Source organism: Micrococcus sp. FDAARGOS_333 (genome assembly GCF_002206575.2).
Classification (GTDB): domain Bacteria; phylum Actinomycetota; class Actinomycetes; order Actinomycetales; family Micrococcaceae; genus Micrococcus; species Micrococcus lylae.
This window is the reverse complement of sequence record NZ_NJFJ02000001.1, coordinates 2,361,074-2,387,594: the sequence shown is the minus strand read 5'-3', so window position 1 is coordinate 2,387,594 and position 26,521 is coordinate 2,361,074. Positions and strand designations below refer to the sequence as shown.

Here is a 26,521-nt window from a genome sequence, read left to right as displayed (position 1 = left end):
GTGGTGGAGGACACAGAAACCCCACATGTCCAGGAGAGGAAGAGTAAAATGACGGCCGTCGCGGCAGAGGCGCCGTGACGGGATGAGCGCGTCCGGACCGTCCGCACAGGCCAGTGCGTGGAGTCGACGCGAGCCCTGCCGACCGGAGCACCGAGGAGCCGCCCGTGGCCGAGAACAGCACGCCCACCCCGAAGTCGTCCGAGAAGGGCGATGCCGAGAACAAGGACGTCGTCGCCGGCGGCCACCAGATGGAGTCCGGGCAGGACCAGAAGGCCTTCGCCGTCACCGAGGACTACGCCGCCGAGCTCGATGAGCTCGCCGAGCTCGGGCGCAAGCTCGACCCGAGCGCCGCCCTGCCGCAGCTGGACAAGAACGCGTGGCGCGAGGGCTACCCCTATGACAAGAAGCTCGACCGCAAGACCTATGAGAGGCGCAAGCGTCAGCTCCAGATCGAGCTGCTGAAGATGCAGCTGTGGGTCAAGGAGACCGGCCAGAAGGTCCTGATCATCTTCGAGGGCCGCGACGCCGCCGGCAAGGGCGGTGCCATCAAGCGCTTCAACGAGCACCTCAACCCGCGCGGTGCGCGCACGGTGGCGCTGGAGAAGCCCACGGAGGAGGAGGCCTCGCAGTGGTACTTCCAGCGCTACATCCAGCACCTGCCCTCAGGCGGCGAGATCGTCATGATGGACCGTTCCTGGTACAACCGCGCCGGAGTGGAGCGGGTGATGGGCTACTGCACCGCTCAGCAGTACCTGGAGTTCATGCGGGAGACCCCGGAGCTGGAGCGGATGCTGGTGAACTCCGGCATCCACATCATCAAGTTCTGGTTCTCTGTGTCCCGCAACGAGCAGCTGAACCGCTTCGCCACCCGTGAGACCGACCCGGTCCGCCGCTGGAAGCTGTCCCCGACCGATCTGGCCTCCCTGGACAAGTGGGACGACTACACCATGGCGAAGGAGGCCATGTTCTTCTACACCCACACGGCCGACGCGCCGTGGACGGTCGTGAAGTCGAACGACAAGAAGCGGGCCCGCCTCGAGGCCATCCGCCACGTGCTCAACACCCTCCCGTACCCGAACAAGGACGAGTCGATCGTGCGGACTCCGGATCCGCTGATCTGCGCCTCGGCCACCGAGCTGTCCGAGGTGAACGAGGACACCGGTCACGGCGCGTTCCCGCGCGTGCGCTGAGCTGAACGCCGGCGGAACGTCCCGGAGGTGCTTCGCAACCACGACGGCGCCCCTCCCCCGCAGCAGCTGCGGGGGGGGGGGGCGCCGTCGTGCGTCCTGCCGGAGCAGGCTCAGAGGCTGTCGAGGTATTCCTGGTTGACGTGGGTGTCGTCCAGGAGATTGTCCGCGCCGAAGCCCTCGGACACGTGGTATTCGCCGGCCTCGAGAGACCGGCGGACGTCGTCGCGCAGGATCGGCAGCTTCGCGTAGAAGGCATCGCCGCAGCAGCTGGTCTTCACCAGGTCGCGGTGACCGATGATGCGCTTCGGGGGCAGGTCGTACTGCTGGCAGATGAACGCGCATAGGTGGACGAGGCCCTCGTACAGGCTCTGCGGCGGCGGGTTCACCATGTAGATGCCCTCGCACTCGATGCCGAGCGCATAGGCGTTGAAGCCCAGGGCGTGGATGCCGAGCATGAAGGTCTCGCCGGTCTCGAGGGCGTTCTTCGAACCGTGGCGGGCCTCGAGGATGTGGCCGCCGCGGGACATCGTGAAGTGCTGGCCGGAGTCGCCCCAGCCCTGGCCCACGTGGCCGTTCTGCACGCGACGGGCGAGGTCGATCGCAGCGTCGCGCGAGCCGTCGGTGACGTTCGGGGTGGTCGTGTGGTGGATGACCAGGTATGAGGGGTGCTCGTTGATGGTCTGAAGGTGGGAGCGCGGCTGGGTGGCGCCCCACTCCGCCGTCGAGATGATGGTCGGCTGCGGCAGCTTCCGACGCTCCTCGGTGGGGTCCGTCATGACGGACTCGCCGGCAGGCCGTGCCTCGCCACCGGTCTCACTGCCGCTGTCGCCGTCGGTGCACGCGGCGAGCGTGCCGGCCAGGGCGAGTCCGGTGGTGCCGAGCACCGTCCTCCGCGGCCAGGGGCGCTCGGTGGTGCTCTCGCGGTCCTCCGCCATGTGTCGGTGCCTTCCGAAAGGGGGTCGGGACGGGCCGCACGCGGACGGAAAGGGCAAGCCCACCGCCGACGACGACCTGATTCAACCGCCCATGGTACCGCGTCCGCTCCGGCAGCGCCGGGGTTCCGGGCGGACCCGGATCGTGAGGTGCGCGACGTTCTGGTACCGAGGCCGGAGGCGGGCGGCGGGAGGTTCGGATGCGCCGTGCAGACCTTCCGCGCGGGCACGGGGGACGTAGACTGGCGTGCATCATGACTAGATTGTTCGGAACCGACGGCGTCCGTGGCCTGGCCAACGAGACCCTCACTGTGGAACTGTCCATGCGCCTGGCCCAGGCCGCAGCCCCCGTGCTCGGCGGCGACGCGTTCGAGGGTGGGCGGCGCCCCATCGCCGTCGTGGCACGCGACCCCCGGATCAGCGGTGAATTCATCAACGCCGCCGTCGTGGCAGGTCTGGCCTCTTCGGGCGTGGACGTCTGGGACGCCGGCGTGCTGCCGACCCCGGCCGCGGCCTTCCTCGTGGCGGACCTGGGCGCGGACTTCGGCGTGATGATCTCCGCCTCCCACAACCCTGCCCCGGACAACGGCATCAAGTTCCTGGCCCGTGGCGGCGAGAAGCTCTCGGACGAGCAGGAGGACGCCATCCAGCAGCGGCTGGAACAGGAGGAGCCCCTCCGCCCCACCGGCGCCGAGGTCGGCCGTGTGCGCCGCTTCTCCGACGCGGAGGACCGCTACGTCCTCCACCTGCTCAAGTCGCTGCCGAACCGTCTCGACGGCCTGAAGGTCGTCCTCGACTGCGCCCACGGTGCCGCCTCGGGCTGTTCGCCGGAGGCCTTCAAGGGCGCCGGTGCCGAGGTGATCGTGATCGGCGCCGACCCGGACGGTGTGAACATCAACGACGGCTGCGGCTCCACTCACCTGGAATCCCTGCGGGCCGCGGTGAAGGAGCACGGCGCGGACCTCGGCATCGCCCACGACGGCGACGCAGACCGCTGCCTGGCCGTGGACGAGAACGGCGAGGTCGTCGACGGCGACCAGATCATGGGCATGATGGCGCTCGCGCTCAAGGACCGCGGTGCGCTCAAGGACAACACCCTCGTCGTCACCGTCATGTCCAACCTCGGCCTGAAGCTGGCCATGCGTGAGGCCGGCGTGCGCGTCGTGGAGACCCGTGTGGGGGACCGCTACGTGCTGGCGGGCATGAAGCACGGCACGTACTCCCTGGGCGGCGAGCAGTCCGGCCACGTGATCTTCTCCGACTACGCCACGACCGGCGACGGCGTCCTGACCGGTCTGCAGATCGCGGCCCGAGTGGCGGGCACCGGCAAGCGTCTGTCCGAGCTCGCCACGGTCATGGAGCACCTGCCGCAGGTGCTCATCAACGTCTCCGGCGTGGACAAGTCCCGCACGGCCGAGGACCCGGAGGTTCAGGCGGCCGTCTCCACCGCCATGGCGCGCCTCGGCTCCGAGGGCCGCGTCCTGCTCCGTCCCTCCGGCACCGAGCCGGTCGTCCGCGTGATGGTGGAGGCCCCGGACGAAGACGTCGCGCGCCGCGAGGCGGAGGAGCTGGCCGAGGTCGTCAAGCGCGAGCTCGCCCTGCACCACTGACGTGGCTTCGGAGCAGCTCCGCGACGATCAGGTGCCGGTGGTCCCGGACGGGCCGCCGCACCGCTGGGCCCTGCTGGTCAGCCTCACCCTGCTGGTGGCCGCCCTGCTCGTCGCGGCCTTCGCCGTGACGAAGCTGCCCCAGTGCGGGGAGACGCCGCGGATCTCCTGGGCGCCCTGCCTGGACCGGGGCGACCAGCCGCGCGGCAAGGACCCGGACTCGGCGCCCTGACGGTCCCTGAGGGGCGGACGACCCCGACGACGGCCGGTCACCTCCCGTGTGGAGATGACCGGCCGTCGGCGCGTCGGAGGCTCCGCACTGTCACAGCAGAGAAAAGGGGCCCGGTCGATCCGTGCGGATCGACCGGGCCCCGCGGTCTGGGGGAAGGAGGCGCGTCAGGAACGCGGCTCGCCGTTGACGGATCCGCCGCGCTGGGTGGACAGCAGGTCGCGGATCTCGGTCAGCAGGGCCTGGTCCGGGGTCAGCTCCTCGACCTCCGGGTCGATGCCCAGCCTGCGGTTGCGGCGCTCGATCATCTTGTTCATCGGCATGACGACGACGAAGTAGATGGCGGCGGCGATGAGCAAGAAGTTGACGATCGCGGTGAGAAGCACGCCGAACTTGACGGCCACACCGTTGATGTCGAGAACGGCGAAGTCGTCGAAGTTCGGGGAGCCGACGAGCGCGGCGATGAGCGGCATGAGGACCGCCTCGACGAGAGCGTTCACGACGGCGCCGAAGGCACCGCCCATGACGACGGCCACGGCAAGGTCGATGACGTTGCCCTTCATGATGAAGTCCTTGAAACCCTGAAGCATGAGAAGAATCATAGGGCGCCCCAGACCTCGCAGGCAGGCGGAAACAGGTGGTTCTGGACACAGTCGGCCCCAGGGGGTGTTGACGTTCGTCACACCGATCTCGGGGCTCGGCATCTCCCCGGGTCCGGCCGGGACGAATCAGGACTGTGTCCGTGGTTGTCAGCCGCGGTAGCCGGGGGCGTCCGGCAGGCCGAAGACGGTCTCCACGACGCCGCCGCCGGCATGGACCTGCGCGGCGGCCTCCGCCCCGAGCCAGCGCAGGTGCCAGGGTTCGGCGGAGAAGCCGGTGACCTGCTCCGCGCCCTCCGGAAAGCGGACGACGAAGCCGTGCTCGTGGGCGTGGGCGGCGACCCAGCGGCCTGCGGGCGTCGTGCCGAAGCAGGCGTCGAGATCGCAGTCGGGTGAGGCGGCGTCGCCGAGGTCCACGGCGAGGCCGGTCTGGTGCTCGGAGTGACCCGGGCGCGCGGAGATCCGGTCCGCGGCCTCGGCGCTGCCGTGGTGGCTGACCCAGCCGGCGTAGACCTGCTGCTGCCTGCCGTAGGAGCGGTAGCCGCTGAGGACGGTGAGGTGATGGCCGGCCGCTGCGGCCTCGGCCCGCAGGGCCTCGAGCGCCGCTGCGGCCTCGGGGCGCAGCGGCACCCCGTCCACGGATTCCAGGGAGCCCGGCGCGTAGTCCACGGGATCGAGCGGTCGGGCCTTGTTCACGACGACGGTCGGCGAGTCCGCGCTGTCCACGTCCCGTGCCGTGCGGCTCGGCTCCGAGGGCCCCGAGGGCTCCGACTGCTTCGCTGCAGACGAGGACGGGGCGGGCGTCGGCGACCCGGAGGGGCGCGACGATGTGGCAGCGGAGGGGGCCGTCGTCGCGGGCGAGGACGCCCCGGGCGAGGACGACAGGGGCGCGGACGACCCGGGGGACGGGGCCGAGGAGGAGTCGCCGGCAGCGCTGGGGGAGGCCGGGCGGGACGAGGGCGGCGACGAGGGCGCCGGGGCGCCCTCCGGGCCGGAGCACCCGGCGAGCAGCACGGCCAGCACGAGCGCCGCCGTCGTGGTCCTCATCCGCGGCATGCTCAGACCTTCCTCAGGAGCACTCGGGAGACCTGGTGGTCCCGGTTCTTGGTCAGCACCAGTCCGGCGCGGCCGCGCGTGGGCAGCACGTTCTGCTGCAGATTCGGGCCGTTGATGGTGTCCCAGAGGTTCTCCGCGATGCCCATCGCCTCCTCCTCCGGGATCTGCGCGTAGCGGTGGAAGTAGCTGCGCGGGTCCGTGAAGGCGCCCTTGCGCAGGTCCCGGAACCGGGAGAGGTACCAGCCACGGATCCAGTCCGAGCGGGCGTCCACGTACACGGAGAAGTCGAAGAAGTCGGACACGGACAGGCCGGTCGTGCCGTCGGCGCGCACCCGCGGCGGTGCCAGGACGTTCAGCCCCTCCACGATCAGCACGTCCGGCCGACGGACGACCTCCACGCGATCGGGGACGATGTCATAGGAGAAGTGGGAGTACACCGGCGCGGTGACCTCTTCGGTGCCGGACTTCACCTCGGACACGAAGCGCAGCAGTGCCCGGCGGTCGTAGGACTCGGGAAAGCCCTTCCGCGTCATGAGGCCCCGCTCCTGGAGCACCGCGTTGGGGTAGAGGAAGCCGTCCGTGGTGATCAGCTGCACCCGCGGGGTGTTCGGCCACCGGCGCAGCATCTCCTTCAGCACGCGGGCTGTGGTGGACTTGCCGACGGCCACCGAGCCGGCCACACCGATCACGAAAGGGGTGCGGCGGGTGTGTTCGCCGAGGAACTCGTCCGTGGCGCGGCGCAGGGAGGCGGCGGCCTCCACCTTGATGCTCAGCAGGCGGGACAGCGGGAGGTAGACCTCTGCGACCTCCTTCAGGGAGAGGGCGTCGCCGAGGCCGCGCAGGCGCTCGACGTCGTCCTGGTCGAACGGCTGCGCCATCTCGGAGGCCAGGCGGGCCCAGGTCTGACGTTCCAACTCCACGAACGGGGAGCTGTGATGCTCCTGCGGGCGCGACGAGCGCGGCGCCGGATGGTCGTCGGTGTTGTCGGTGTCCACCTGTCCATCCTGCCACGGAGCCGGTGCGGTCACGGCCCGTCGTCCGCGACGGGGTGCGCGGCACCGCATGTGACCCTGGGCACCCGGCATGCAGACGCGCCCGGCGGAGGGGTGACGGACGGCGCAGTCACGGTAGAGTTCCGACCATGTGTGGAATCGTCGGATACATCGGCAGCCCCTCGCAGGAGCGTGAGCACTCGGCTCTCGACGTCCTGATGGAGGGCCTGCGTCGTCTGGAATACCGCGGCTACGACTCGGCCGGCGTGGCCCTGGTGGCCGACGGCGAGCTGTACCACCGCAAGAAGGCCGGCAAGCTGGCCAACCTCGCGGCCGAGCTCGAGGAGCGTCCGGTGCCGGAGGCGCTGGTCGGGATCGGGCACACCCGCTGGGCCACCCACGGTGGCCCCAGCGACGAGAACGCCCACCCGCAACTCGCGGACGGGGGACGCCTCGCCATGATCCACAACGGCATCATCGAGAACTTCGCGGAGCTCAAGGAGGAGATGGTCGCCGCCGGCGTCGAGTTCCTCTCCGAGACGGACACCGAGGTCGCCGCCGCCGTCCTCGGCCACATCTACCGCCACGAGGGCGAGCAGGACCTCACGAAGTCCATGCAGCTGGCCTCCCGCCGCTTCGAGGGCGCCTTCACCCTGCTGGCCGTGCACACTAACTCCCCGGACCGCGTGGTGGCCTCCCGCCGCAACTCCCCGCTCGTGGTGGGCCTCGGCGAGGGAGAGAACTTCCTGGGCTCGGACGTCTCCGGCTTCATCGACTTCACCAAGCGGGCCATCGAGCTGGATCAGGACCAGGTCGTGACCATCACCGCAGACGGCGTGGAGATCACCGACTTCCAGGGCGAGCCGGCCCAGGGCAAGGAGTTCACCGTCGACTGGGACGCCTCGGCGGCCGAGAAGGGCGGCTTCGAGACCTTCATGGAGAAGGAGATCCACGATCAGCCGCAGGCCGTCGCGGACACCCTCCTGGGCCGCACCGACGCCGCCGGCCGCATGGTGCTGGACGAGCTGCGCATCGACGAAGAGGAGCTCAAGGCCGTCAACAAGATCATCGTCCTGGCCTGCGGCACCTCCGCCTACGCCGGCACGGTGGCGAAGTACGCGATCGAGCACTGGTGCCGCATCCCGGTGGAGGTCGAGCTCTCGCACGAGTTCCGCTACCGGGACCCGATCATCGACGACACGACCCTCGTAGTGTCCATCTCCCAGTCCGGCGAGACCATGGACACCCTCATGGCGGTGCGCTACGCCAAGGAGCAGGGCGCCCGCACGGTGTCCATCTGCAACACCAACGGCTCCACCATCCCGCGCGAGTCGGACGCCGTGCTCTACACCCACGCCGGCCCGGAGATCGCCGTGGCCTCCACCAAGGCCTTCCTGGCGCAGATCACCGCCGCCTACGTGCTGGGCCTGTACCTGGCGCAGCTGAACAAGAACCTGTTCAGCGGACAGATCAAGGACATCCTGGCCGACCTCGCCGCCATCCCGGCCAAGATCGAGGACATCCTCGAGCGCAAGGACCAGGTGAAGCAGCTCGCGCGCGCCATGAAGGACGACACCTCGGTGCTGTTCCTCGGCCGCAACGTCGGCTACCCGGTGGCCATGGAGGGCGCGCTCAAGCTCAAGGAGCTGGCCTACATCCACGCCGAGGGCTTCGCGGCCGGCGAGCTCAAGCACGGCCCGATCGCCCTGATCGACGATGGCCAGCCGGTGTTCGTGGTGATGCCGTCCCCGATGGACCGTCACTCGCTGCACGCCAAGGTCGTCTCCAACATCCAGGAGGTCCGCGCCCGCGGCGCCCGCACCTTCGTGGTGGCCGAGCGCGGCGACACCGCCGTGGAGGCCTACGCCGAGAACGTGTTCGAGGTTCCGGAGACCCAGCCGATGCTCATGCCACTGCTGACCACCGTCCCGCTGCAGATCTTCGCGCTGGAGCTCTCCTCCGCCAAGGGCTACGACGTGGACCAGCCGCGCAACCTCGCCAAGTCCGTCACCGTCGAGTGACGCCCCCGGCCTGAGAACGACGGCGTCCGTCCCCTCCGTGGGGTCGGGCGCCGTCGCCGTTCCGGGGCCTGTGCCACGGGCTCGTGACCGCCGGGTCGGCTGCTCCCCGCCGCCGTCGCGGCCGCGCCGAGCGCCGAGCTCGCGGACGCTCTCACCGCGGCCTCATCCCCGGCAGGCAGGGTGGTGTCGTCCCGCCGGGGAGCGCCCGCTCCCGCACCGAGGCCGGGACGGGAGGAGGGAACCATGACCTGGCTCGTCACCGGAGGCGCCGGCTACATCGGCGCGCACGTGGTGCGCGCGTTCCTGGCGGAGGGGATGGACGTCGCCGTGGTGGACGACCTCTCCACCGGGCACCGGAGGTTCGTCCCGGAGCGCGTCCCCTTCCTGGAGGCCGACGTCAACGACGTCGAGGCGCTCGCCGCCTTCATGGCCGAGCAGTCCGTGGCCGGCGTGGTCCATGTGGCCGGATTCAAGTATGCGGGGGTCTCCGTCTCCGAGCCGCTGCGGACCTACCGCACCAACGTGGCGGGCACCGCAGCGGTGCTTCAGGCCATGGAGGTCGCCGGGGTGGAGGCGATCGTCTTCTCCTCCTCGGCCGCGGTCTACGGCACCCCGGACGTGGACACGGTCACCGAGGACACGCCCACCGCACCCGAGTCGCCCTACGGCGAGTCCAAGCTCATCGGCGAGTGGCTGCTCGCGGACCAGGGCAGGGCCCGCGGCATCCGGCACACGTCCCTGCGCTACTTCAACGTCGTGGGCTCCGGTGCGCCCGAACTGCCGGACACCAGCCCGCACAACCTCTTCCCGCTGGTGTTCACCGCGCTCGCCGAGGGTCGCGTCCCGCGCATCAACGGCGACGACTACCCGACCGAGGACGGCACGTGCGTGCGCGACTACGTGCACGTGGCAGACCTTGCCGCCGCCCACGTGACGGCCGCACGTCGGCTGGCCGCGGGCCGAAGGCTGCGGCCCGTCTACAACCTCGGCTCCGGCACGGGCACCTCCGTGCGGCAGATCGTCGAGGCGATCGTGGCCCAGACCGGTGCGGACGTGCTCCCGGAGGTCCATCCGCGGCGTCCCGGCGACCCCGCGCGCATCGTGGCGGACGGCTCGGCGGCCGCGGCCGACCTGGGCTGGGCCATGCGCCACTCGCTCGCTCAGATGGTGTCCTCGGCGTGGGCCGCGCACAGCGCAGCCCCGGGCTGAAGGGAGGGCAGGGGTAGAGTGTGACCGGACCCGCCAGAGTGATCGGGATCACACGCCGTGAAAGGACGCATCTATGAGCCCCACCCGCCGTCAGTTCGCCCAGGGGATGACCGCCGGCCTCGCCGGACTGGTGCTGCCTGCCACCGTTTCCTCCTCTGCCTCCGCCGTTCCGAAGGGCCCGAACCCGAACTCCGGACGCGGCCTGGATGAACGGGCGATCCAGGACGCCCTCGACGCGGTGGTGCAGTGGCCTGCCGTCGGCGCCGTCTGCTCCGTGGTGGGTCCGGCGGGCCGCTTCGACACCGCCTCCGGCACCCGCGGCCTGCACGCCAACGCCCCGGCGCGGGCGAACTCGGTGGCACGCATCGCCTCGGTCACCAAGGGGATGGTCGCCACCGTCGCCATGCAGGAGGTCGAGCGCGGCACCCTGTCCCTGGACTCCACGCTCGGCGAGGTCCTGCCCGGCCTGTGGCCGGAGCACGAGGATGAGGTCACCCTCTCGATGCTCCTGAACCACACCTCCGGCATGCCGGACGCCATCTGGGTGATCATGCGCGGCCAGTCCCTCTTCGACCTGGATCTCGACGAGCTCGCTGAGGTCGTCTCCCGCCACTACGGCCAGCGTGAGCTCGTCGAGTTGGCGAAGCAGGCCGACTGGTGGTTCGAGCCCGGCGCCGACTACGGCTACTCCAACACGGGCTACGTGGTGGTGGAGATGATGGTCGAGGCCGTCACCGGCCGCCGGATGCCTGAGCTCATCCGGGACCGCGTCTTCCGCCCGGCCGGCATGCACCGCACCCGCCTCGAGCACGGCACCCTCGTCCGCGGCGCCGAGATGCAGGACGCCGCCGTGCGTCCGCACGAGGCCAAGGCCCTCGAGACCATCGATCAGTCGATCTTCGCCTCCGCCGCCGCGGTGAACACCACCGCCGCGGACGTCACCCGCTTCTATCAGGCCCTCATGCGGGGCGAGCTGGTCTCGCAGCAGACCGTGGACCTCATGGTCACCCCCGTCGGCCCGGCCGTCCAGGCCGGCTACGGCTACGGGCTGTTCCTCGTGCCGGACCCAGCCCCGGAGTACGCCGACGAGGTCCTCGTCGGCCACGACGGCGCAGGCTTCGGCTCCGTCTCCCTCGCACTGTGTTCGCGTGACGGCGAGCGCGCCTTCGCGTTCACCTACATCGGCCGCCCGTACTGGCAGGCCGGCTGGGACCAGGTGTTCGCCAAGGAGTTGGACCTGATGCGCACCGCGTTCGTCGTCAACGCCGCCGGGGCGCCGGCGTCCCGCGACCGCCTGGTGCGCGGCAACGCAGCGGCCGGTCGCCGCGCCGTGGCCGAGATCGGTGCCCGCGGCGCCCGCCTCGTCTGAACGCACCGCAGGCACAGTGCGAGGGCACCCTATCCGGGTGACAGGGCGGGGCGTCGTCGTTGTGCGCTGTCTGCGGCAGCGTCCGGCGGGACGGCCGCCCGGGCCGCCGTCGTCGGGAAGGACCCTCGCCGTGGGCTTCGGTCAGGCTCAGGCGGAGGCGCCGTGCACCACCTTCTGCCCCATGCCCACCACCGGGACGCCGGCCGCCGCCCAGGCGTCCCGGTCGAGGACGTTGCGGCCGTCGATCAGGCGAGGGGTGGCCATGAGCTCGGTCACGCGGGCGGGGTCCAGCTCCCGGAACTCGCGCCACTCGGTGAGCAGGATCGCCAGGTCGGCGTCCCGCAGGGCCTCCTCGACCGAGTCCACGTAGTCCAGGCGCGGGAAGCGGGCGGCGGCGTTGGCATTGGCCTCAGGGTCGTAGACAGCGGTGTCCGCGCCGAGCGTGTAGAGGCGGTTGGCGACGTCCAGGGCGGGGGAGTCGCGCACGTCGTCCGAGTCCGGCTTGAAGGCGACGCCGAGGATCGCGATGCGGGCACCCTGCAGCGCCTGGACCGGGGCGGCCCTGCGGTGGCCGGCGTCCGCGGCGAGCACGTCCACGGCGAGGTCCACCACGCGCTCGCGGCGGCGCAGGTTGATGGCGTCCATCTCGGACAAGAAGCGCATGGTGGAGGTCAGGCCCAGCTCGGCCGCCCGCGCCTGCAGGGCGCGGATGTCCTTCGGCAGGCAGCCGCCCCCGAAGCCCACGCCGGCGTTGAGGAAGCGGCGGCCGATGCGGGCGTCATGGCCGATGGCGTCGGCGAGGGTGCGGATGTCGCCGCCCACCGCCTCGGTGATCTCGGAGAAGGCGTTGATGAAGCTGATCTTCGTGGCCAGGAAGGCGTTGGCGGCGACCTTCACCAGCTCGGCGGTGGGGAAGTCGGTGGAGATCCACGGGGTGTCTGCCGCCAGGGGAGCTGCGTAGACCTCGCGCAGCACCTGCTCGGCGTGCTCGGAAGCCACCCCCACCACGATCCGGTCCGGGGTCAGGGTGTCCTTCACCGCGAAGCCCTCGCGCAGGAACTCCGGATTCCAGGCCAGCTCCACGGTGCCGGGCAGGCCGTTGGCCGCACGCAGCTGTGCCAGCAGTCCGGCGAGGCGGTCCGCGGTGCCCACGGGCACGGTGGACTTGCCCACGATCAGGGCATCCTTGGAGATCGACTCGGCCAGGGAAGTCACGGCCGCGTCCACGTAGCGCATGTCCGCGGCGTGCTCGCCGCTGCGCTGTGGGGTGCCGACGCCGATGAAGTGTACGTCCGCCCAGCCGCCGACCTCCGCATAGTCCGTGGTGAAGCGCAGCCGGCCGGAGTCCACGTGCTTGACGATCAGCTCCGGCAGACCGGGCTCGTGGAAAGGGAGCTCACCGCGGGCCAGGCGCTCGATCTTGGCGGGGTCGATGTCCACGCCGATCACGTCGAAGCCGAGCTCGGCCATGCACGCGGCGTGCGTGGCGCCCAGGTAGCCGGTGCCGATCACGGAGATGCGCACGATGCCTCCGCCTTCCTCTGCCTGCTGGCGGCAGTGTCCTGTCCATCTGCATTCCGCCGGGATCCCCGGCGACGGCACACACGCTAAGAACACCGGATGAGAGGACGGTGATGAGAGGTGGACCAGGGGGCAACGCCGCCTGAACTCTGCGTGTCCGTCCTGCCGCCCGTCGCCGGGCGACTCAGCCGCCTGCCGTCCAGGGAACCTCGGGCAGCGCGCACTACGATGAGTCCCGTCCGAGCGCCGAGGCGCCCGGACCCGGTCGTGTCCGTCACAGATCTCGGACCGTCCGCGAGACCCCAGCCCACCGTCCCCACGGAGACCCATGCGCACCATCGAGCCCGGCCGCCCCTACCCCCTCGGCGCCACCCCGGACGAGCAGGGCACCAACTTCGCGCTCGCCGTCGGCCGTGAGGCCGAGCGCGTCGAGCTGTGCCTCGTCCACGACGACGGCTCCGAGGAACGCCTCGAGGTCACCCACCGCCACGACACCACCTGGCACGCCTATGTCTCCGACGTCGGCCACGGTCAGCGTTACGGCTACCGGGTCCACGGCCCTTGGGCTCCGGCGCAGGGACTCTGGTTCAACCCGCACAAGCTGCTCGTGGACCCCTATGCCCAGGCGTTGGACGGCGAGCACCGCTGGGGCCAGGAGCAGTTCGCCTACGTCTTCGGGGACGAGGACGCCATGGACACCACGGACGGGCTGGGCGCCGTCATGCTCGGAGTGGTGGTGGAGGACGACTTCGACTGGGGCGACGACGCGCGCCCGGAGACCGAGCTCTCGGACACCGTCGTCTACGAGACCCATGTGAAGGGCATGACCGCCCTGCACCCGGACCTGCCGGAACAGCTGCGCGGCACCTATGCCGGCATGGCGCACCCGTCGGTGATCGAGCACTTCCACCGCCTCGGTGTGACTGCCGTCGAGCTGATGCCGGTGCACCAGTTCGTCAACGACTCCACGCTCCAGGACAAGGGGCTGTCCAACTACTGGGGCTACAACACGCTGGGCTATTTCGCCCCGCACCGCGCGTACGCCGCCACAGACGAGCTCGGCGGTCAGGTCCGCGAGTTCAAGCAGATGGTGAAGGACCTGCACGCCGCCGGGCTCGAGGTCATCCTGGACGTGGTCTACAACCACACCGCCGAGGGCAACCATAGGGGGCCGACCCTGTCCTTCCGAGGCGTCGACAACCAGGGCTACTACCACCTCGTCGAGGGCGACGAGCGCCACTACATGGACTACACGGGCACCGGGAACTCGGTGGACCTGTCTTCCCCGAAGTCGCTGCAGCTGGTCATGGACTCGTTGCGCCACTGGGTCACCGAGATGCACGTGGACGGGTTCCGCTTCGACCTGGCCACCACGCTCACCCGGGTGGAGGGCGAACAGGGGCCGGACATGCTCTCCGGCTTCTTCGACGTGGTCCGCCAGGACCCGGTGCTGCGGACGGTGAAGCTGATCGCCGAGCCGTGGGACGTGGGCTGGGGCGGCTACCAGGTCGGCAACTTCCCGGGCATCTGGTCCGAGTGGAACGGCATGTACCGGGACACCGTGCGCGACTTCTGGCGTGGCGAGCCGGGCACCCTCTCCGAGTTCGCCACCCGCCTGACCGGCTCGGCGGACCTCTACGAGGGCGACGGCCGCACTCCGGGCGCCTCGGTCAACTTCGTGACCGCCCACGACGGCTTCACGCTGCGGGACCTGGTCTCCTACAACGAGAAACACAACCACGCCAACGGTGAGGACAACAACGACGGCGACTCCCACAACCGTTCCTGGAACTGCGGCGTCGAAGGGGAGACGGACGACGCGGAGGTCAACGCCCTGCGCGCACGCCAGCAGCGTAACTTCTTGGCCACGCTCATGGTGTCCCAGGGGGTCCCGATGATCTCCCACGGCGACGAGCTCGGCCGCACCCAGCACGGCAACAACAACGTCTACTGCCAGGACTCGGAGCTGTCCTGGATCCACTGGGACGAGGTGGACGAGGACCTGCTGGACTTCACCGCCGCGGTGGTGCGCCTGCGCAAGGACCACACGGTGTTCCGCCGCCACCGCCACTTCGACGGACGCCCCGCCTCCCGTGACGTCCACGCTCCGCTGCCGGACATCGTGTGGCTGCAACCGGACGCCGCCGCCAAGACCGAGGACGACTGGGAGGAAGGCGCCCGCTCGATCGCGTTCTACCTCAACGGCCACGCTGTGCCGGAGGCGGACCAGGAGCCGAGCGTGGCGGAGAAGGACTTCTACATCCTCATGAACGCGTGGTGGGAGCCGGTGCCGTATACCCTGCCCGGTCCGTTCTTCCCGGGGGAGTGGGAAGTCGTGGTGGACACCTCCGGAGCCTTCGACCCGGAGGGCCTGCGCGGCGGCGCGGAGCACGGCCCGCATGTGACCGCAGGCCAGGTCCTGGACCTGCCGCCCCGCTCGACCGTGGTCCTGCGTCAGGTCTGACTCATGGGCGCGCTGGACCTGGACGGGGTGCGCCGGCACCGCATCCTGAGGCGGGCGGTGGCCGCCGTGGCGGCGGTCCTCGCCCTGGCGGTGGCGACGGTCCTCGGATGGGGGTTCTGGCTGACCACGAACCCGTCCCCGGACGAGCCGGCGCACGTGGACGCCGTGCTGGTGCTCTACACGGACCCGGCCGTCTACGACGCCGCCCTCGAGCTTGCGGGCGAGGGGGTCACGGACCGCCTGTTCGTCTCCGGGTACCTGCGCCCGGACGGGTCCGAGAGGCTCTGCGGCCCGCCCGCAGAGGAGGATCCCCGCCTGGACGGTGTGACGGTGGAGTGCTTCTCCCCGGACCCGGTGACCACCCAGGGAGAGGTCGTCTTCGCCACCGAGCGCATGGAGGCCCTGGGGCTGCACAGGCTCGGCGTGCTCACCCATGGCCGGCACCTTGAGCGCTCGCGCATCCTGGCCGAACGCTGCTGGTCCGGTCCCGGCGAGTCCGTGGCCATGTACCAGTACCACCGGCAGGAGGGCCTGGGCACACAGGTGCAGCAGACGCTCTACGGGACCGGCGCGTTCCTGAAGGTGGCGGTCACCCCGGGCTGCGACCAGCACTCGGACTGGCTCCAGTGGTCGGTGGACCGGCTCAAGCAGGTCGGTGCGTCGTCTCCGGCGGCCAGGACGGTCGATCCGGCAGACTGGGCGGCACAGACGTCCGTCCCGGGCGTCGCGACGCGGAAGGACTGACGGATGATCGTGGGCATCGGGGTGGACGTCGTGGACGTGGCCCGCTTCGAGCGCCAGCTGGAGCGCGCACCGGCCCTGCGCGAGCGCCTGTTCACCCCGGCCGAGCGTGACCTTCCGACGGCCTCCCTCGCCGCGCGCTTCGCGGCCAAGGAGGCGATCGCCAAGGCCCTCGGTGCCCCCGCCGGGATGCAGTGGCGGCACTGTGAGGTCCCGCGCCCGAAACATGGGGACGGCCGCCCGGAGGTGCGCCTGTCCGGCACCGTGCAGGAGTGCGCGGACCGGCTCGGCGTGACCGACTGGCACCTGACCCTCAGCCACGACGGTCCGGTGGCCGTCGCCTACTGCATCGCCGAGGCCCGCCCATGACCGCTCTCGACTCCTTCGCCGTCTCCGGTGCCGCCGTGCGCGCGGCCGAGCGCCCGCTGCTGGAGGCCGGCCGCGGCGACGAGCTGATGCGCCGCGCCGCCTGGGCGCTGGCCGGGCATGTGCTCGACGTGCTGCGCGAGCGTACGGGGCGGGTGGCCGGCACGGTGGCCGCCGCCCTGGTCGGCTCGGGCAACAACGGCGGCGACGCCCTGTGGGCCCTGGCCTTCCTGCGCCGCCGCGGGGTGGCCTGCACGGCGGTCCCCACGTCCCGGGACGAGCACGGATCCCCGCGGCTCCACGCGGCCGGTGCGGCGGCCCTGCGCGCGGCAGGCGGCCGGTTCGCCGACGCCCTGCCCGCCGACGCGGACGTGGTGGTCGACGGCATCCTCGGCACCGGTGCCACCGGCGAGGTCGTCCTTCCGGGTCCGGCCCGCGCCGTCCCGGCCGGCGCCGCCGTCGTCGCCTGCGACGTGCCCACGGGGGTGGACGCGGACACCGGCGACGTGGCCGGCGAGGTCCTCGCCGCCTCCTCCACCGTCACCTTCGGCGCCCTGAAGAACGGCCTGCTCGTCGGGCCTGGTGCCGCCGCCTCCGGGGACGTGCACGTCACGGACATCGGCCTCGGCCCGCACCTGCCCACCGGGCCCCGCGAACGGCTGGAGCTCATGGACGCCCCGCGGGCCGCCGCCCTGGTGCCGGCCCCGGCGGCGGACGCCCACAAGTACCGCCGTGGCCTGGCCTGCGTGGCCGCAGGCTCCCCGCGCTACCCGGGGGCCGCGCTGCTGTGCGTCGGCGGCGCCCTGGCCGCCGGCGCCGGGATGGTGCACCTGGCCGCCCCGGACGCCGTCCGCGCCGCGTGCCTCACCGTCTGGCCCGAGGCCGTCGGCGGGACTGAGCCCTCGGCCGCCGAGCGCACCCATGCCTGGGTCGTCGGCCCCGGCCTGGACACGGACGCCGCCGCCGGTTCGCGCCTCGACGCGGTCCTCGATGCGGCCGTGCAGCGCTGCGGGGGCGCCGTGGTCCTGGACGCCTCCGCCCTCGAGCTCGTCACCGCCGAGGACCTGCGCCGCCTGCGTGCGGCCGGCGTGCAGGCCGTCCTGACTCCGCACGCGGGGGAGTGGGCGCGCCTGAGCAGCCGTCTGGGCCGGCAGACCCAGGCGTCCTGCGCAGCGGAGGCGAGCGGCCGTCGTCGGGGTCCGGGGCTGGACCTGCGGGACTTCGCCGAGGCCACCGGCGCGGTGGTCCTGCTCAAGGGTCCGCAGACGCTGGTGGCCTCCCCGTCCGGTGCGCTGTGGTGCGTGCGCGAGGGCGGGCCGGAGCTGGCCGTCGCCGGCAGCGGGGACGTGCTCTCCGGCATCCTCGGCGCCGTGCTGGCGGCGGCCGTGGCACGGGCGGAACGGGCCGCCGAGACATCGTCCGGGCCGAGCTCCGAGGGCGCCTCGGGGCCGGACACCGCCCCGGTGGACGGGGACCGGGCCGCCGCCCTCGCCGCCGCCGGCGCCTGGCTGCACGCCGCCGGCGCCGCCGGTCTGCAGCAGCAGACCCTGGTGCGCGCCTGCCAGCTGCACGAGGCCGTCGCCGCTCTCCTGGGCCGGATGTGGCGTCCGGCCCTCACCGCGCGGCGCACCGGGCCGCCCGCCGCCGGCCTGTTTGAATCGACATCGACCCGCATCGACACCGCCGCGCAGCGCCCCGGCCGTCCGCCGGCGCTGCGCCCGTGACCACCTGGAAGGCCTCCATGAGCGAGAACCCCACCGCCGCCGACCCTGTCGGCGCCGTCACCGCGCCCACAGCGGAGGGCTCCGCCGGGCTCCCCGCCGAGCGCGCCGCGCTGGTGGACCTGGACGCGATCGCCCACAACGTGCGCACCCTGCGCGAGCGTCTCACCCGCCCGGACGGCACCCGTGCCCTGCTCACGGCCGTGGTGAAGGCCGACGCCTACGGCCACGGCGCCACCCCGGTGGCCCGGGCCGCGCTCGCCGCCGGGGCGGACCGGCTCGGCGTGGCCCACGTCTCCGAGGCCCTGGCCCTGCGCGCCGCCGGGGTGGACGGCGAGATCCTCGCCTGGTTGCACACCGTCCACACGGACTTCGCCGCCGCCGTGGCCGCGGACGTCACCCTGGGCGTCTCCGGCTGGGACCTGGAGGCCGTCGCAGACGCCGCCCGCACGGTCGGCCGCACCGCTCGCGTGCATCTGAAGCTGGACACCGGCCTGGGCCGCAACGGCGCCACCGCTGCGCAGTGGCCGCAGCTCGTGGACCGGGCCGCCGCCCTGCAGGCCGAGGGCGTGCTGTCCGTGGAGGGCATGTTCTCTCACCTGGCCGTGGCGGACGAGCCTGCACGGGCCGCCGAGACCGACGCCCAGCTGGCCGCCTTCCACGCCGGGTTCCAGCGGCTGCTGGCCGCCGGCCTCGGCGAGGACCGACCCGTGATCCGGCACCTGGCGAACACCCCGGCGGCGCTGACTCGAGACGACGTCCACCTGGACATGGTCCGCATCGGCCTCGGGCTCTACGGGCTCTCCCCGTTCGAGGGCACCTCGGCCGAGCAGCTCGGCCTGCGTCCGGCCATGTCCGTGCGCACGTCCCTGGCCAACCTCAAGGAGGTCCCCGCGGACCAGGGCGTCTCCTACGGCTACCTCTACCGCACCGCCGGTCCCACCCGCCTCGGCCTGATCCCGCTGGGCTACGCGGACGGCGTCCCCCGCGTGGCGACGCACGCCCCCGTGCAGGTGGGCGGACGCCGTCTCGAGGTCGTCGGCCGCGTGGCCATGGACCAGATGGTCGTGGACCTCGGCCCCGCGGCGGACGCCTCCCGGACCGGTGAACGCGTCGGGACCCCGGTCGAGCTGTTCGGCCCTGCCTCCGGCATCCCCGCCGACGCCTGGGCCGCGGCCGCCGGCTCCATCAACTACGAGCTCGTCACCCGTCTCGGAGCCCGCCTGACGCGCATCCACGTCCACGGCACGCCGGCCCTCGCCGCCGACCTGCCCGCCGTCACGGAGGGCCGTCCGTGACCGAGCACCCGCACAAGCCCACCGCCGCCTCCCACCCGGCACCGGCGCACCCCTCGGCCGAGGTGGACTCGCTGCTGCGCGGCGCCCCGGAGCCGGTGCAGACTGTGGAGCTGCCGCTGCCCGGTGCGGAGGCCACCCGGGACGTGGCGGCCGCGCTGGCCGGCCTGCTGCGTGCCGGAGACGTCCTCGTCCTCACCGGCGACCTCGGGGCCGGCAAGACGACGTTCACCCAGGGCCTGGGCCGCGGACTCGGTGTGCGCGAGGGGATCATCTCGCCGACCTTCGTGCTCTCCCGCATCCACCCGGCCGAGCACGGGGGCCCGGATCTGGTCCATGTGGACGCCTACCGCCTGCGCTCGGCCGCCGAGCTGACGGACCTGGACCTGGAGGAGTCCGTGCCGCACTCGGTCACTGTGGTCGAGTGGGGCCGCGGCCTGGCCGAGTCCCTCGCCGGGTTCCCCGCGGACCCGGACGCCTCCTGGCTGGACCTGCACCTTCTCCGCGCCACCGGCTCGGACCTGGAAGAGGACCACGACGACGGCCCGCTCGCCTCCGGCGGCATCGTCACCGACTTCTCGGACGAGGACGGCGACGGGGACGACGAGACCCGCACCGTGGTGCTCCGCGCCTACGGCCCCCGCTGGGCCGACGCGGACCTCGCCGCCCTGGCCGGCGGAGCCGGCGGCAGGGGACCGGCATAGACTGGCCGGCATGCCCACCCTGCTCGCCCTGGACACCTCCGCCGCCGCCTCGGTCGCCCTCGTGGCCGACGGTCAGACCCGCTCCTGCTGGACGGCGGCGGACACCACCTCCCACGCCGAGGCCCTGACGCCGGCCGTGCAGCAGGTCCTCGCCGAGGCCGGTGTGGACGGCAAGGACCTGGACGGCATCGCCGTGGGGGTGGGGCCCGGCCCCTTCACCGGTCTGCGCGCCGGCCTGGCCACGGCCGAGGCCCTCGGCTTCGGCTGGGACGTGCCCGTCCACGGCGTCTGCAGCCTGGACGCCCTGGCCCACCGCGCGGCCGTCCACGCCTTCTCCGTGGGGCTGGAGGAGTACGTGGTGGCCATCGACGCCCGCCGCCGGGAGATCTACTGGTCCCACCACGTGCAGGTCGGCGGCCAGGCCACCACCCTGCACGGGCCCTTCGTCACCGGCGCCGCCGAGGTCACGGACCTGCCCGTCTACGGCGCCGGCGCCGGCCTCTACCCGGACCAGGTGCGTGCCGTCCCCGGCTGGGAGGATGCCGTCCCTGAGGCAGCCGCCGTCGGCGAGGTCGCCGCGTTGGCCCTGCGCCGCGGCCGCGGCCTGCGCCCGCTCACCCCGCTCTACCTGCGCGAGTCGGATGCGAAGGTCCCCGGTCCCCGCAAGCGGGCCACCGCGTGACGGGGGAGAAGCAGCTTGCAGGCGAGAACGTCCGCCGCGTCGGGCAAGGGCCAGAGGATCCGTCGCCCGCGCCGCCGCCGACGGCGCTCCTGGGCCGCTCGCACGACGGCGGCGAGGCGGCCGCCGTCGTGCCCTCCGGTTTCCTGATCCGCCCGATGACCGTCTGGGACGTCCCCGAGGTGCTGCAGCACGAGCAGGTCCTCTTCCCGCTGGACGCCTGGCCGCCGGAGTTCTACCAGGCTGAGCTCGCGCAGTCCGGACCCCACGGGGCGGAGGACCTGGCCGGGCGCCCCACCACCCGTGACTACCGTGTGGTCGTCCGGGACGAGACCGCGGACACAGAGGCCGGCCAGCATCCTGGGGACATCGTCGGCTACGGCGGCATCATGGTCGCCGGGGACATCGCGGATGTGCAGACCATCGGCACCGTCCCCGAGGCACAGGGCCGCGGCCTGGGCACCGCACAGCTGGCCTGGATGGTCGCCGAGGCCGCCCACCGGGGCGCCGAGGCGCTCATGCTCGAGGTCCGTGCCTCCAACGAGCCTGCCCGCCGTCTCTACCAGCGGCACCGGTTCGCTCACATCCACACGCGCAGGCGGTACTACCCGGGCGGCGAGGACGCCCTGATCATGCGCCGGGAGCTCACTTCCGAGGACCGGGCGGCGGCCGCGCATGCGCACAGGACCGCAGAGGGGACGGACGTAGGATGACAGCCATGTCCACCACCTCCTGCTCCCCGCTCGTGCTCGGCATCGAGACCTCCTGCGACGAGACCGGCGTGGGCATCGTGCGCGGCACGCAGCTGCTGGCCCATGAGGTCGCCTCCTCTGTAGAGGAGCACGTCCGCTTCGGTGGCGTCATCCCGGAGATCGCGGCCCGCGCGCACCTGCAGGCGCTCATCCCGACCATCCGCCGTGCCCTCGAGGCCGCCGACGTCACCCTGGACGAGCTGGACGCGATCGCCGTGACCGCCGGGCCGGGCCTGGCCGGCGCCCTCATGGTCGGCGTCTCCGGTGCCAAGGCCCTGGCCGCCGCCGCCGGCAAGCCGCTCTACGGCATCAACCACCTCGTGGCCCACGTGGGCGTCGGCCTGATCGACGGGGTCCGCCCCGAGGCGTGGGGCGATGCCCTGCCCGAGGACCTCGGCGCGCTGCTGGTCTCCGGCGGTCACACCGAGATCCTCAAGGTGGACTCCCTCAGCACGGACGTCACCCTGCTGGGCTCCACCATCGACGACGCCGCCGGCGAGGCCTATGACAAGGTCGCCCGACTCATCGGGGCCGGCTACCCCGGCGGCCCGGTCATCGATCGGATGGCGAAGGAGGGCGATCCCACGTCCTTCCGCTTCCCGCGCGGGCTCACCGCCGGCAAGTTCGTCGGCTCGGCACAGGAGCCGGGGAAGCACCGGCACGACTGGTCCTTCTCCGGCCTGAAGACCGCCGTCTCCCGCGCAGTGGAGCAGTTCGAGGCCCGGGGCATGGAGGTGCCCGCCGCGGACATCGCCGCGTCCTTCCAGGAGGCCGTGGCGGACGTCATCACCGCCAAGGCGGTGCGTGCCTGCCGCGAGCACGGCATCCGGCACCTGCTGCTCGGCGGCGGCGTGGCCGCCAACTCCCGCCTGCGCGGACTGCTGGGGGACCGCTGCCGCTCCGCCGGCATCGAGCTGACCGTCCCGCCGGTGAACCTCTGCACGGACAACGGCGCCATGGTCGCGGCGCTCGGTGCCCGGCTGGTCATGGACGGCGTGGAGCCGTCCCCGGCCGACCTCGGCGCGGACCCGGGGCTTCCGGTCCAGGTCGTCAGCGTCTGAGGCTCAGTCTGCCCGGCCCTGCGCGGCGTGCAGTGACCGGCGGGTACGGGCCGCGGCGTCGCGTACCACGGCGCGCAGCGGGGCGACGTGATCGTCCTGGTCCTGTCCCTCGACCGGCGGGACGGCGCCGGCCTCCTGCTCGATGCGGCGCTGCCGGTGGGCGGCGTTCTCCGCCATCATGGTGTGCACATGGGCGAGCTGTTCTTCACAGCCGAGCTCACGGGCCACCGGGGCCAGGCGGTCCAGCTCGTCGGACAGGTGTTCGCCCACCGGCGCCTTGGTGCCGTCAGGGGCGATGATGACCTTCGCATCCATGCCGTACCGGGCGGCGCGCCACTTGTTCTCCTGCGAGTACCACGGGGGCAGCACCGGAACGGTCGCCCCCTTGTCCAGGGACGCTGCGAGGTCGTGGACCAGGCACTGGGTCAGGGCGGTGACCGCGCCGATCTCCTCGAGGGTCGCCATGCCGTCGCAGACACGCATCTCCACGGTGCCCAGGCGCGGCACCGCGCGGACGTCCCAGCGGCATTCCGTGGGGTCCTCGATCATCCCGGAGGAGACCATGTCCTCCACGCACGCGACGAACTCGTCGTACTCCTCGAACTGGAACGGCAGGCCCGCGGTGGGCAGCTGCTGGAACACCAGCGTGCGCTGGGACTGGTAGCCGGTGTCCAGGCCGGCCCAGAAGGGGGAGGAGGCGGACAGTGCCAGAAGGTGCGGGAAGCGGTTCACCAGGCCGTTGACGACGGGCATGGCCTTGGAGACGTCGTCCAGGCCGACGTGCACGTGCACGCCGAAGATGAGCATCTGCCGACCCCAGTACTGCGTCAGTTCGACCATGCGCCCGTAGCGCTCCTTGTCCGTCACCTTCTGCATGTAGGGCTCAGCGAAAGGATGCGAGCCCTGGCAGTACAGGTGCAGGCCGCGGGCCTCGGCGGCGGACAACACGTCCCCGGCGATCGCGCCGAGCTCTGTGACGGCCGAGCCCACGGTGCGGTGCACGCCGGTCACGAGCTCCACCGTGTTCTCCAACAGCTCGGCGGTGACATGCGGGTTGTCCTCTGCGTCCGCGAGGCCGGCGGCCCGGGCCATGGCCTCGATCACCTGGGGCGCCTCGGCGCGCAGGTCTCCGGCGGCCGCGTCCACGAGGGCCAGTTCCCACTCGATGCCGAGGGTGGACTGGTCGGAGTGTGCGAAGTCCAGAGTCATGCGGACATCCTACGGTCGGCCCGGCCGCCCCGGTGGCGCCTGTGACCTGGGGGGACAGCGGGGCCTGTGCCTGGAGGGCGGCCACACGGGTGGCGGTTGAGGCGTCGGTGCGCCGGGTTCGGCCCGCCGTCGGCCCTTGCCGAACGGGTCCGTAGAGTGGGTTCCATGAGCGTGTCGACCTCTCGCGCCGCCGCCGCGGACTCGGTCCCGGACGTCACGGCGCTCGCCCCCGTCCTCGCCCCGGACGGGCGGGCTCTGCTGGACTCGCTGCGGGCCGAGGACGCCGCGGACCCGCTGGCGACCTCCTCCCGCCTGCGGGCGGCCGGCCACTCCGCCGAGACGGTGGCCGCCGTGCTCACTCAGCTGTCCCTGCGGGCGAAGGCCGCCGCCAAGTTGGGCCCGCACGCATGGGAGCTGCTGCTCACCCGTGACGGACTCGAGCAGGCCACCCGCCTGGTCGTGGCAGAGCACCACGCCGCCCGCCTGGCCGCAGCAGGGGTGCAGCATGTGGCGGACCTGGGCTGCGGCATCGGGGCGGACGCCCTCGCCTTCGCCCGCGTAGGCCTGCGCGTCACCGCTGTGGAACGGGACGCCACGGTGGCCGCGGCCGCCGCCGCGAACCTCGCGGGCAGCCCCCGAGCCGAGGTCCTCCACGCCGACGGCATCGCCTGGGCCGCGGCCCATGCCGAGCAGGTCGACGCCCTCTGGCTCGACCCGGCCCGGCGTCAGGTCACCGGCGCCGCATCCGCCGTGCGTGTGTTCGATCCGGAGGCCTTCTCGCCGACTCTGACCGACGTCTTCGTGCTCGCGGAGGCCGGTCACCGTCTGGCCGTGAAGCTCGGCCCCGGCCTGCCCCACGGGGCCATTCCCGCCGGTGCGGAGGCGCAGTGGGTCTCCGCGGACGGCGAGGTCACCGAGGTCTGCCTCTACACCGGCTCGCTGGCACGCCCCGGCGTCCGCCGGGCCGCCCTGGTGCTGCGCACGCGCGGAGAGCGCGCCGGCACCTCGGCGGAGATCGTCAGCGCCGTGGACCGGGACGGCTCGCCTTCGCTCGACGAGGTCGGCGAGGCGGGGCTGGCCGCGCTGCCCGATGCCGTCCTCTACGAACCGGACGGTGCGGTCATCCGTGCCGGGCTCGTCTCGGACCTCGGCGCCCGCTGGCACGACGGCGGTCACCGCACTCGGATGCTCGACGCCCACCTCGCGTACCTCGTCGCCGACGACGCGCTGCGGACCGACCTCGCCGACGGCTACCGCATCGAGGCCGTCCACCCGCTGAACATCAAGTACCTCAAGCGGTGGGCCCGAGAGACCGCAGTGACCCGTCTGGACGTGAAGAAGCGCGGCGTCTCGGTCACCCCGGAGCAGCTGCGCGCCCAGCTGCTGGGAGGCGGGGGAAAGAAGAAGGCGGCCCGGTCCAGGACAGCGGCGGGGCCGTCGTCGGGACGGGCCGAGGGGCGGCACGCGACGCTGGTGCTGGCCCGAGTGGGCGAGGCCAAGGTGGCCCTCGAGGTGACGCCGCTCTGAAATGAGGCGTGCCGCGCTGAGCCGTCGAGCGCTGTTGCCTCAGAGAAGGGCCAGGTCAGAAGGGGCTGCTGTGATCTGCAGCAAAGCACTTGGGTCAATACGAAACAGTCATGTACGCTAATCGGGCGAGGTAAGGCATGCCTGACCTAAGGGCCTCGCCATCACACACACCGACCGCCGGACCTTGAATCCGGCCTGTCATGCAAAGGGACCACTTCCATGGCCTTCTTCCGCCAGCGCGCCACCGGCGCTCTCGCCCTCTCCGCCGCCGCCCTCCTGGTGCTGTCCGCCTGTGCAGGAGGCGACTCCTCCTCCTCCTCCTCCTCCTCCACGAGCACCGGCTCCTCCGCCTCCGCCTCGCAGGCAGAGCAGGGCACCCCCGCCGCCACCGTCACGGACATGGCCGGTGAGGAGATCACGCTGCCCGAGGACCCTCAGAGCGTCATCGCCACGGACAACCGTTCCTTCCGCACCCTGGACGACTGGGGCATCGAGCTCTCCGCCGCGCCCCGTGCGTTGATGAACGGCACGGGGGTCTCCTATGAGGAAGACGACGACGTCTACGACCTCGGCTCCCATCGCGAGCCGGACATGGAGGGCTTCGTCACCGCCGAGCCGGACCTGATCATCAACGGCCAGCGGTTCTCCGGCATGAAGGAGGACATCAAGGGCCTGGCTCCGGAGGCCGCCCTCGTGGACACCGACATCGACACCGAGGCCGAGGACTTCCAGACGGACGAGGCCCTGAAGCAGCACACCACCCTGCTCGGCGACGTCTTCGGCCACCAGGACGACGCGAAGAAGCTGATCGAGGACTTCGACTCCTCCATCGAGCGCGCCAAGGACGCCTATGACAAGGACGATACCGTCATGGGCCTGATCGCCTCCGGCGGCAACCTCGCCTACGCGGCTCCCAGCACCGGTCGTGCGGTCGGCCCGGTGTTCGACATCCTCGGCCTGACCCCGTCCCTGGAGCAGGACGGCTCGACCAACCACATGGGAGACGACATCTCGGTCGAGGCCATTGCACAGTCGAACCCGGACTGGATCATCGTGATGGATCGCGACGCGGCCACGAGCGCCTCGAAGGAGGCCGACTACTCCACCGCGGAGGAGCTCATCAAGCAGTCCCCGGCCCTGAAGGACGTCACGGCAGTGAAGAAGGATCAGATCATCTACCTGCCGAACAACTTCTACCTCACTGAGGACATCCAGAACTACACGATCCTCATGAACGAGATCGCCGACGCGTTCGAGAACAAGGCATGACTTCCGCT

General features: G+C 72.0%; 23 protein-coding genes. 17 read left to right on the top strand and 6 right to left on the bottom strand.

The window, feature by feature from the left end; genetic code table 11:
- The first annotated feature begins 248 nt into the window (after positions 1-248).
- Complete coding sequence (gene ppk2, locus CEQ11_RS10545; RefSeq protein ID WP_088479021.1) at positions 249-1,190, top strand: polyphosphate kinase 2; 942 nt, start codon at positions 249-251, stop codon at positions 1,188-1,190.
- A 110-nt stretch (positions 1,191-1,300) separates the two neighbouring features.
- Here the strand turns inward: ppk2 and CEQ11_RS10540 are convergent, their stop codons facing one another.
- The gene (locus tag CEQ11_RS10540) at positions 1,301-2,125 is read right to left on the bottom strand and encodes a peptidoglycan recognition family protein (protein WP_088478578.1); all 825 of its coding nucleotides are present in this window, start codon (positions 2,123-2,125) and stop codon (positions 1,301-1,303) included.
- A gap of 251 nt (positions 2,126-2,376) precedes the next feature.
- Here CEQ11_RS10540 and glmM point away from each other — a divergent pair, with 251 nt between their 5' ends.
- Both glmM and CEQ11_RS10530 read left to right on the top strand, forming a co-directional pair.
- On the top strand, positions 2,377-3,732 hold the full coding sequence (gene glmM, locus CEQ11_RS10535; RefSeq protein WP_193763020.1) for a phosphoglucosamine mutase: 1,356 nt from the start codon (positions 2,377-2,379) through the stop codon (positions 3,730-3,732).
- Position 3,733: 1 nt separating this feature from the next.
- Complete coding sequence (locus tag CEQ11_RS10530; protein ID WP_067188367.1) at positions 3,734-3,961, top strand: hypothetical protein; 228 nt, start codon at positions 3,734-3,736, stop codon at positions 3,959-3,961.
- Positions 3,962-4,125: 164 nt separating this feature from the next.
- On the opposite strand, the gene mscL is transcribed toward CEQ11_RS10530, so the two are convergent.
- From mscL to coaA, 3 genes are all read right to left on the bottom strand, one after another.
- A complete protein-coding gene (gene mscL, locus CEQ11_RS10525; RefSeq protein ID WP_088478576.1) occupies positions 4,126-4,548 on the bottom strand; it encodes a large conductance mechanosensitive channel protein MscL in 423 nt (140 codons plus the stop codon).
- A gap of 159 nt (positions 4,549-4,707) precedes the next feature.
- Positions 4,708-5,604: a M15 family metallopeptidase gene (locus CEQ11_RS10520; protein WP_088479020.1), complete on the bottom strand. Its 897-nt coding sequence runs from the start codon at positions 5,602-5,604 to the stop codon at positions 4,708-4,710.
- Positions 5,605-5,615: 11 nt separating this feature from the next.
- The gene (gene coaA / locus CEQ11_RS10515; RefSeq protein WP_070637575.1) at positions 5,616-6,608 is read right to left on the bottom strand and encodes a type I pantothenate kinase; all 993 of its coding nucleotides are present in this window, start codon (positions 6,606-6,608) and stop codon (positions 5,616-5,618) included.
- Between the two features lie 146 nt (positions 6,609-6,754).
- Here coaA and glmS point away from each other — a divergent pair, with 146 nt between their 5' ends.
- The 3 genes from glmS (at position 6,755) to CEQ11_RS10500 (ending at position 11,204) form a co-directional block, all read left to right on the top strand.
- Complete coding sequence (gene glmS, locus CEQ11_RS10510) at positions 6,755-8,626, top strand: glutamine--fructose-6-phosphate transaminase (isomerizing) (protein WP_088478575.1); 1,872 nt, start codon at positions 6,755-6,757, stop codon at positions 8,624-8,626.
- 243 nt (positions 8,627-8,869) lie between these two features.
- The gene (gene galE, locus CEQ11_RS10505) at positions 8,870-9,835 is read left to right on the top strand and encodes a UDP-glucose 4-epimerase GalE (protein ID WP_087133602.1); all 966 of its coding nucleotides are present in this window, start codon (positions 8,870-8,872) and stop codon (positions 9,833-9,835) included.
- Positions 9,836-9,908: 73 nt separating this feature from the next.
- Complete coding sequence (locus CEQ11_RS10500) at positions 9,909-11,204, top strand: serine hydrolase (RefSeq protein WP_070637581.1); 1,296 nt, start codon at positions 9,909-9,911, stop codon at positions 11,202-11,204.
- Between the two features lie 147 nt (positions 11,205-11,351).
- Here the strand turns inward: CEQ11_RS10500 and CEQ11_RS10495 are convergent, their stop codons facing one another.
- Positions 11,352-12,728 carry a UDP-glucose/GDP-mannose dehydrogenase family protein gene (locus tag CEQ11_RS10495; protein WP_227718846.1) on the bottom strand — a complete coding sequence of 459 codons (1,377 nt, stop codon included), beginning with the start codon at positions 12,726-12,728 and terminating at the stop codon, positions 11,352-11,354.
- 325 nt (positions 12,729-13,053) lie between these two features.
- On the opposite strand from CEQ11_RS10495, the gene glgX reads away from it, so the two are divergent.
- The 9 genes from glgX (at position 13,054) to tsaD (ending at position 22,508) form a co-directional block, all read left to right on the top strand.
- The gene (glgX, locus tag CEQ11_RS10490) at positions 13,054-15,189 is read left to right on the top strand and encodes a glycogen debranching protein GlgX (protein WP_088478573.1); all 2,136 of its coding nucleotides are present in this window, start codon (positions 13,054-13,056) and stop codon (positions 15,187-15,189) included.
- Positions 15,190-15,192: 3 nt separating this feature from the next.
- Positions 15,193-15,933, top strand: a complete 741-nt coding sequence (locus CEQ11_RS10485) for a hypothetical protein (RefSeq protein WP_088478572.1) — start codon at positions 15,193-15,195, stop codon at positions 15,931-15,933.
- Positions 15,934-15,936: 3 nt separating this feature from the next.
- Positions 15,937-16,299 carry a holo-ACP synthase gene (locus tag CEQ11_RS10480; RefSeq protein ID WP_088478571.1) on the top strand — a complete coding sequence of 121 codons (363 nt, stop codon included), beginning with the start codon at positions 15,937-15,939 and terminating at the stop codon, positions 16,297-16,299.
- A complete protein-coding gene (locus CEQ11_RS10475) occupies positions 16,296-18,020 on the top strand; it encodes a bifunctional ADP-dependent NAD(P)H-hydrate dehydratase/NAD(P)H-hydrate epimerase (RefSeq protein WP_088478570.1) in 1,725 nt (574 codons plus the stop codon). Before CEQ11_RS10480 ends, CEQ11_RS10475 begins: the two co-directional genes overlap by 4 nt.
- A gap of 17 nt (positions 18,021-18,037) precedes the next feature.
- The gene (gene alr / locus CEQ11_RS10470; protein WP_088478569.1) at positions 18,038-19,315 is read left to right on the top strand and encodes an alanine racemase; all 1,278 of its coding nucleotides are present in this window, start codon (positions 18,038-18,040) and stop codon (positions 19,313-19,315) included.
- Between the two features lie 110 nt (positions 19,316-19,425).
- A complete protein-coding gene (gene tsaE / locus CEQ11_RS10465) occupies positions 19,426-20,016 on the top strand; it encodes a tRNA (adenosine(37)-N6)-threonylcarbamoyltransferase complex ATPase subunit type 1 TsaE (protein ID WP_088479019.1) in 591 nt (196 codons plus the stop codon).
- A gap of 10 nt (positions 20,017-20,026) precedes the next feature.
- Complete coding sequence (gene tsaB, locus CEQ11_RS10460; RefSeq protein ID WP_088478568.1) at positions 20,027-20,698, top strand: tRNA (adenosine(37)-N6)-threonylcarbamoyltransferase complex dimerization subunit type 1 TsaB; 672 nt, start codon at positions 20,027-20,029, stop codon at positions 20,696-20,698.
- 128 nt (positions 20,699-20,826) lie between these two features.
- Entirely contained in the window at positions 20,827-21,408 is a 582-nt protein-coding gene (locus tag CEQ11_RS10455) for a GNAT family N-acetyltransferase (protein ID WP_369804926.1), read from the top strand.
- A complete protein-coding gene (gene tsaD / locus CEQ11_RS10450) occupies positions 21,405-22,508 on the top strand; it encodes a tRNA (adenosine(37)-N6)-threonylcarbamoyltransferase complex transferase subunit TsaD (RefSeq protein ID WP_369804925.1) in 1,104 nt (367 codons plus the stop codon). Before CEQ11_RS10455 ends, tsaD begins: the two co-directional genes overlap by 4 nt.
- Before the next feature lie 3 nt (positions 22,509-22,511).
- On the opposite strand, the gene CEQ11_RS10445 is transcribed toward tsaD, so the two are convergent.
- A complete protein-coding gene (locus CEQ11_RS10445) occupies positions 22,512-23,717 on the bottom strand; it encodes a glutamate--cysteine ligase (RefSeq protein ID WP_088478566.1) in 1,206 nt (401 codons plus the stop codon).
- Positions 23,718-23,882: 165 nt separating this feature from the next.
- On the opposite strand from CEQ11_RS10445, the gene CEQ11_RS10440 reads away from it, so the two are divergent.
- Both CEQ11_RS10440 and CEQ11_RS10435 read left to right on the top strand, forming a co-directional pair.
- Positions 23,883-25,244 (top strand): class I SAM-dependent methyltransferase, encoded by a 1,362-nt coding sequence (locus tag CEQ11_RS10440; protein WP_088478565.1) that lies wholly within the window; start codon positions 23,883-23,885, stop codon positions 25,242-25,244.
- A 219-nt stretch (positions 25,245-25,463) separates the two neighbouring features.
- Complete coding sequence (locus CEQ11_RS10435) at positions 25,464-26,513, top strand: siderophore ABC transporter substrate-binding protein (RefSeq protein WP_088478564.1); 1,050 nt, start codon at positions 25,464-25,466, stop codon at positions 26,511-26,513.
- Positions 26,514-26,521: the final 8 nt, after the last annotated feature.

What these genes read in the sequence shown, in the direction of transcription:
- ppk2 (WP_088479021.1), top strand. Translation starts at nt 249, where the DNA reads ATGGAGTCCGGGCAGGACCAGAAGGCCTTCGCCGTCACCGAGGACTAC.
- CEQ11_RS10540 (WP_088478578.1), bottom strand. Translation starts at nt 2,125, where the DNA reads ATGGCGGAGGACCGCGAGAGCACCACCGAGCGCCCCTGGCCGCGGAGG.
- glmM (WP_193763020.1), top strand. Translation starts at nt 2,377, where the DNA reads ATGACTAGATTGTTCGGAACCGACGGCGTCCGTGGCCTGGCCAACGAG.
- mscL (WP_088478576.1), bottom strand. Translation starts at nt 4,548, where the DNA reads ATGCTTCAGGGTTTCAAGGACTTCATCATGAAGGGCAACGTCATCGAC.
- CEQ11_RS10520 (WP_088479020.1), bottom strand. Translation starts at nt 5,604, where the DNA reads ATGAGGACCACGACGGCGGCGCTCGTGCTGGCCGTGCTGCTCGCCGGG.
- glmS (WP_088478575.1), top strand. Translation starts at nt 6,755, where the DNA reads ATGTGTGGAATCGTCGGATACATCGGCAGCCCCTCGCAGGAGCGTGAG.
- galE (WP_087133602.1), top strand. Translation starts at nt 8,870, where the DNA reads ATGACCTGGCTCGTCACCGGAGGCGCCGGCTACATCGGCGCGCACGTG.
- CEQ11_RS10500 (WP_070637581.1), top strand. Translation starts at nt 9,909, where the DNA reads ATGAGCCCCACCCGCCGTCAGTTCGCCCAGGGGATGACCGCCGGCCTC.
- glgX (WP_088478573.1), top strand. Translation starts at nt 13,054, where the DNA reads ATGCGCACCATCGAGCCCGGCCGCCCCTACCCCCTCGGCGCCACCCCG.
- CEQ11_RS10485 (WP_088478572.1), top strand. Translation starts at nt 15,193, where the DNA reads ATGGGCGCGCTGGACCTGGACGGGGTGCGCCGGCACCGCATCCTGAGG.
- CEQ11_RS10480 (WP_088478571.1), top strand. Translation starts at nt 15,937, where the DNA reads ATGATCGTGGGCATCGGGGTGGACGTCGTGGACGTGGCCCGCTTCGAG.
- CEQ11_RS10475 (WP_088478570.1), top strand. Translation starts at nt 16,296, where the DNA reads ATGACCGCTCTCGACTCCTTCGCCGTCTCCGGTGCCGCCGTGCGCGCG.
- alr (WP_088478569.1), top strand. Translation starts at nt 18,038, where the DNA reads ATGAGCGAGAACCCCACCGCCGCCGACCCTGTCGGCGCCGTCACCGCG.
- tsaB (WP_088478568.1), top strand. Translation starts at nt 20,027, where the DNA reads ATGCCCACCCTGCTCGCCCTGGACACCTCCGCCGCCGCCTCGGTCGCC.
- tsaD (WP_369804925.1), top strand. Translation starts at nt 21,405, where the DNA reads ATGACAGCCATGTCCACCACCTCCTGCTCCCCGCTCGTGCTCGGCATC.
- CEQ11_RS10445 (WP_088478566.1), bottom strand. Translation starts at nt 23,717, where the DNA reads ATGACTCTGGACTTCGCACACTCCGACCAGTCCACCCTCGGCATCGAG.
- CEQ11_RS10440 (WP_088478565.1), top strand. Translation starts at nt 23,883, where the DNA reads ATGAGCGTGTCGACCTCTCGCGCCGCCGCCGCGGACTCGGTCCCGGAC.
- CEQ11_RS10435 (WP_088478564.1), top strand. Translation starts at nt 25,464, where the DNA reads ATGGCCTTCTTCCGCCAGCGCGCCACCGGCGCTCTCGCCCTCTCCGCC.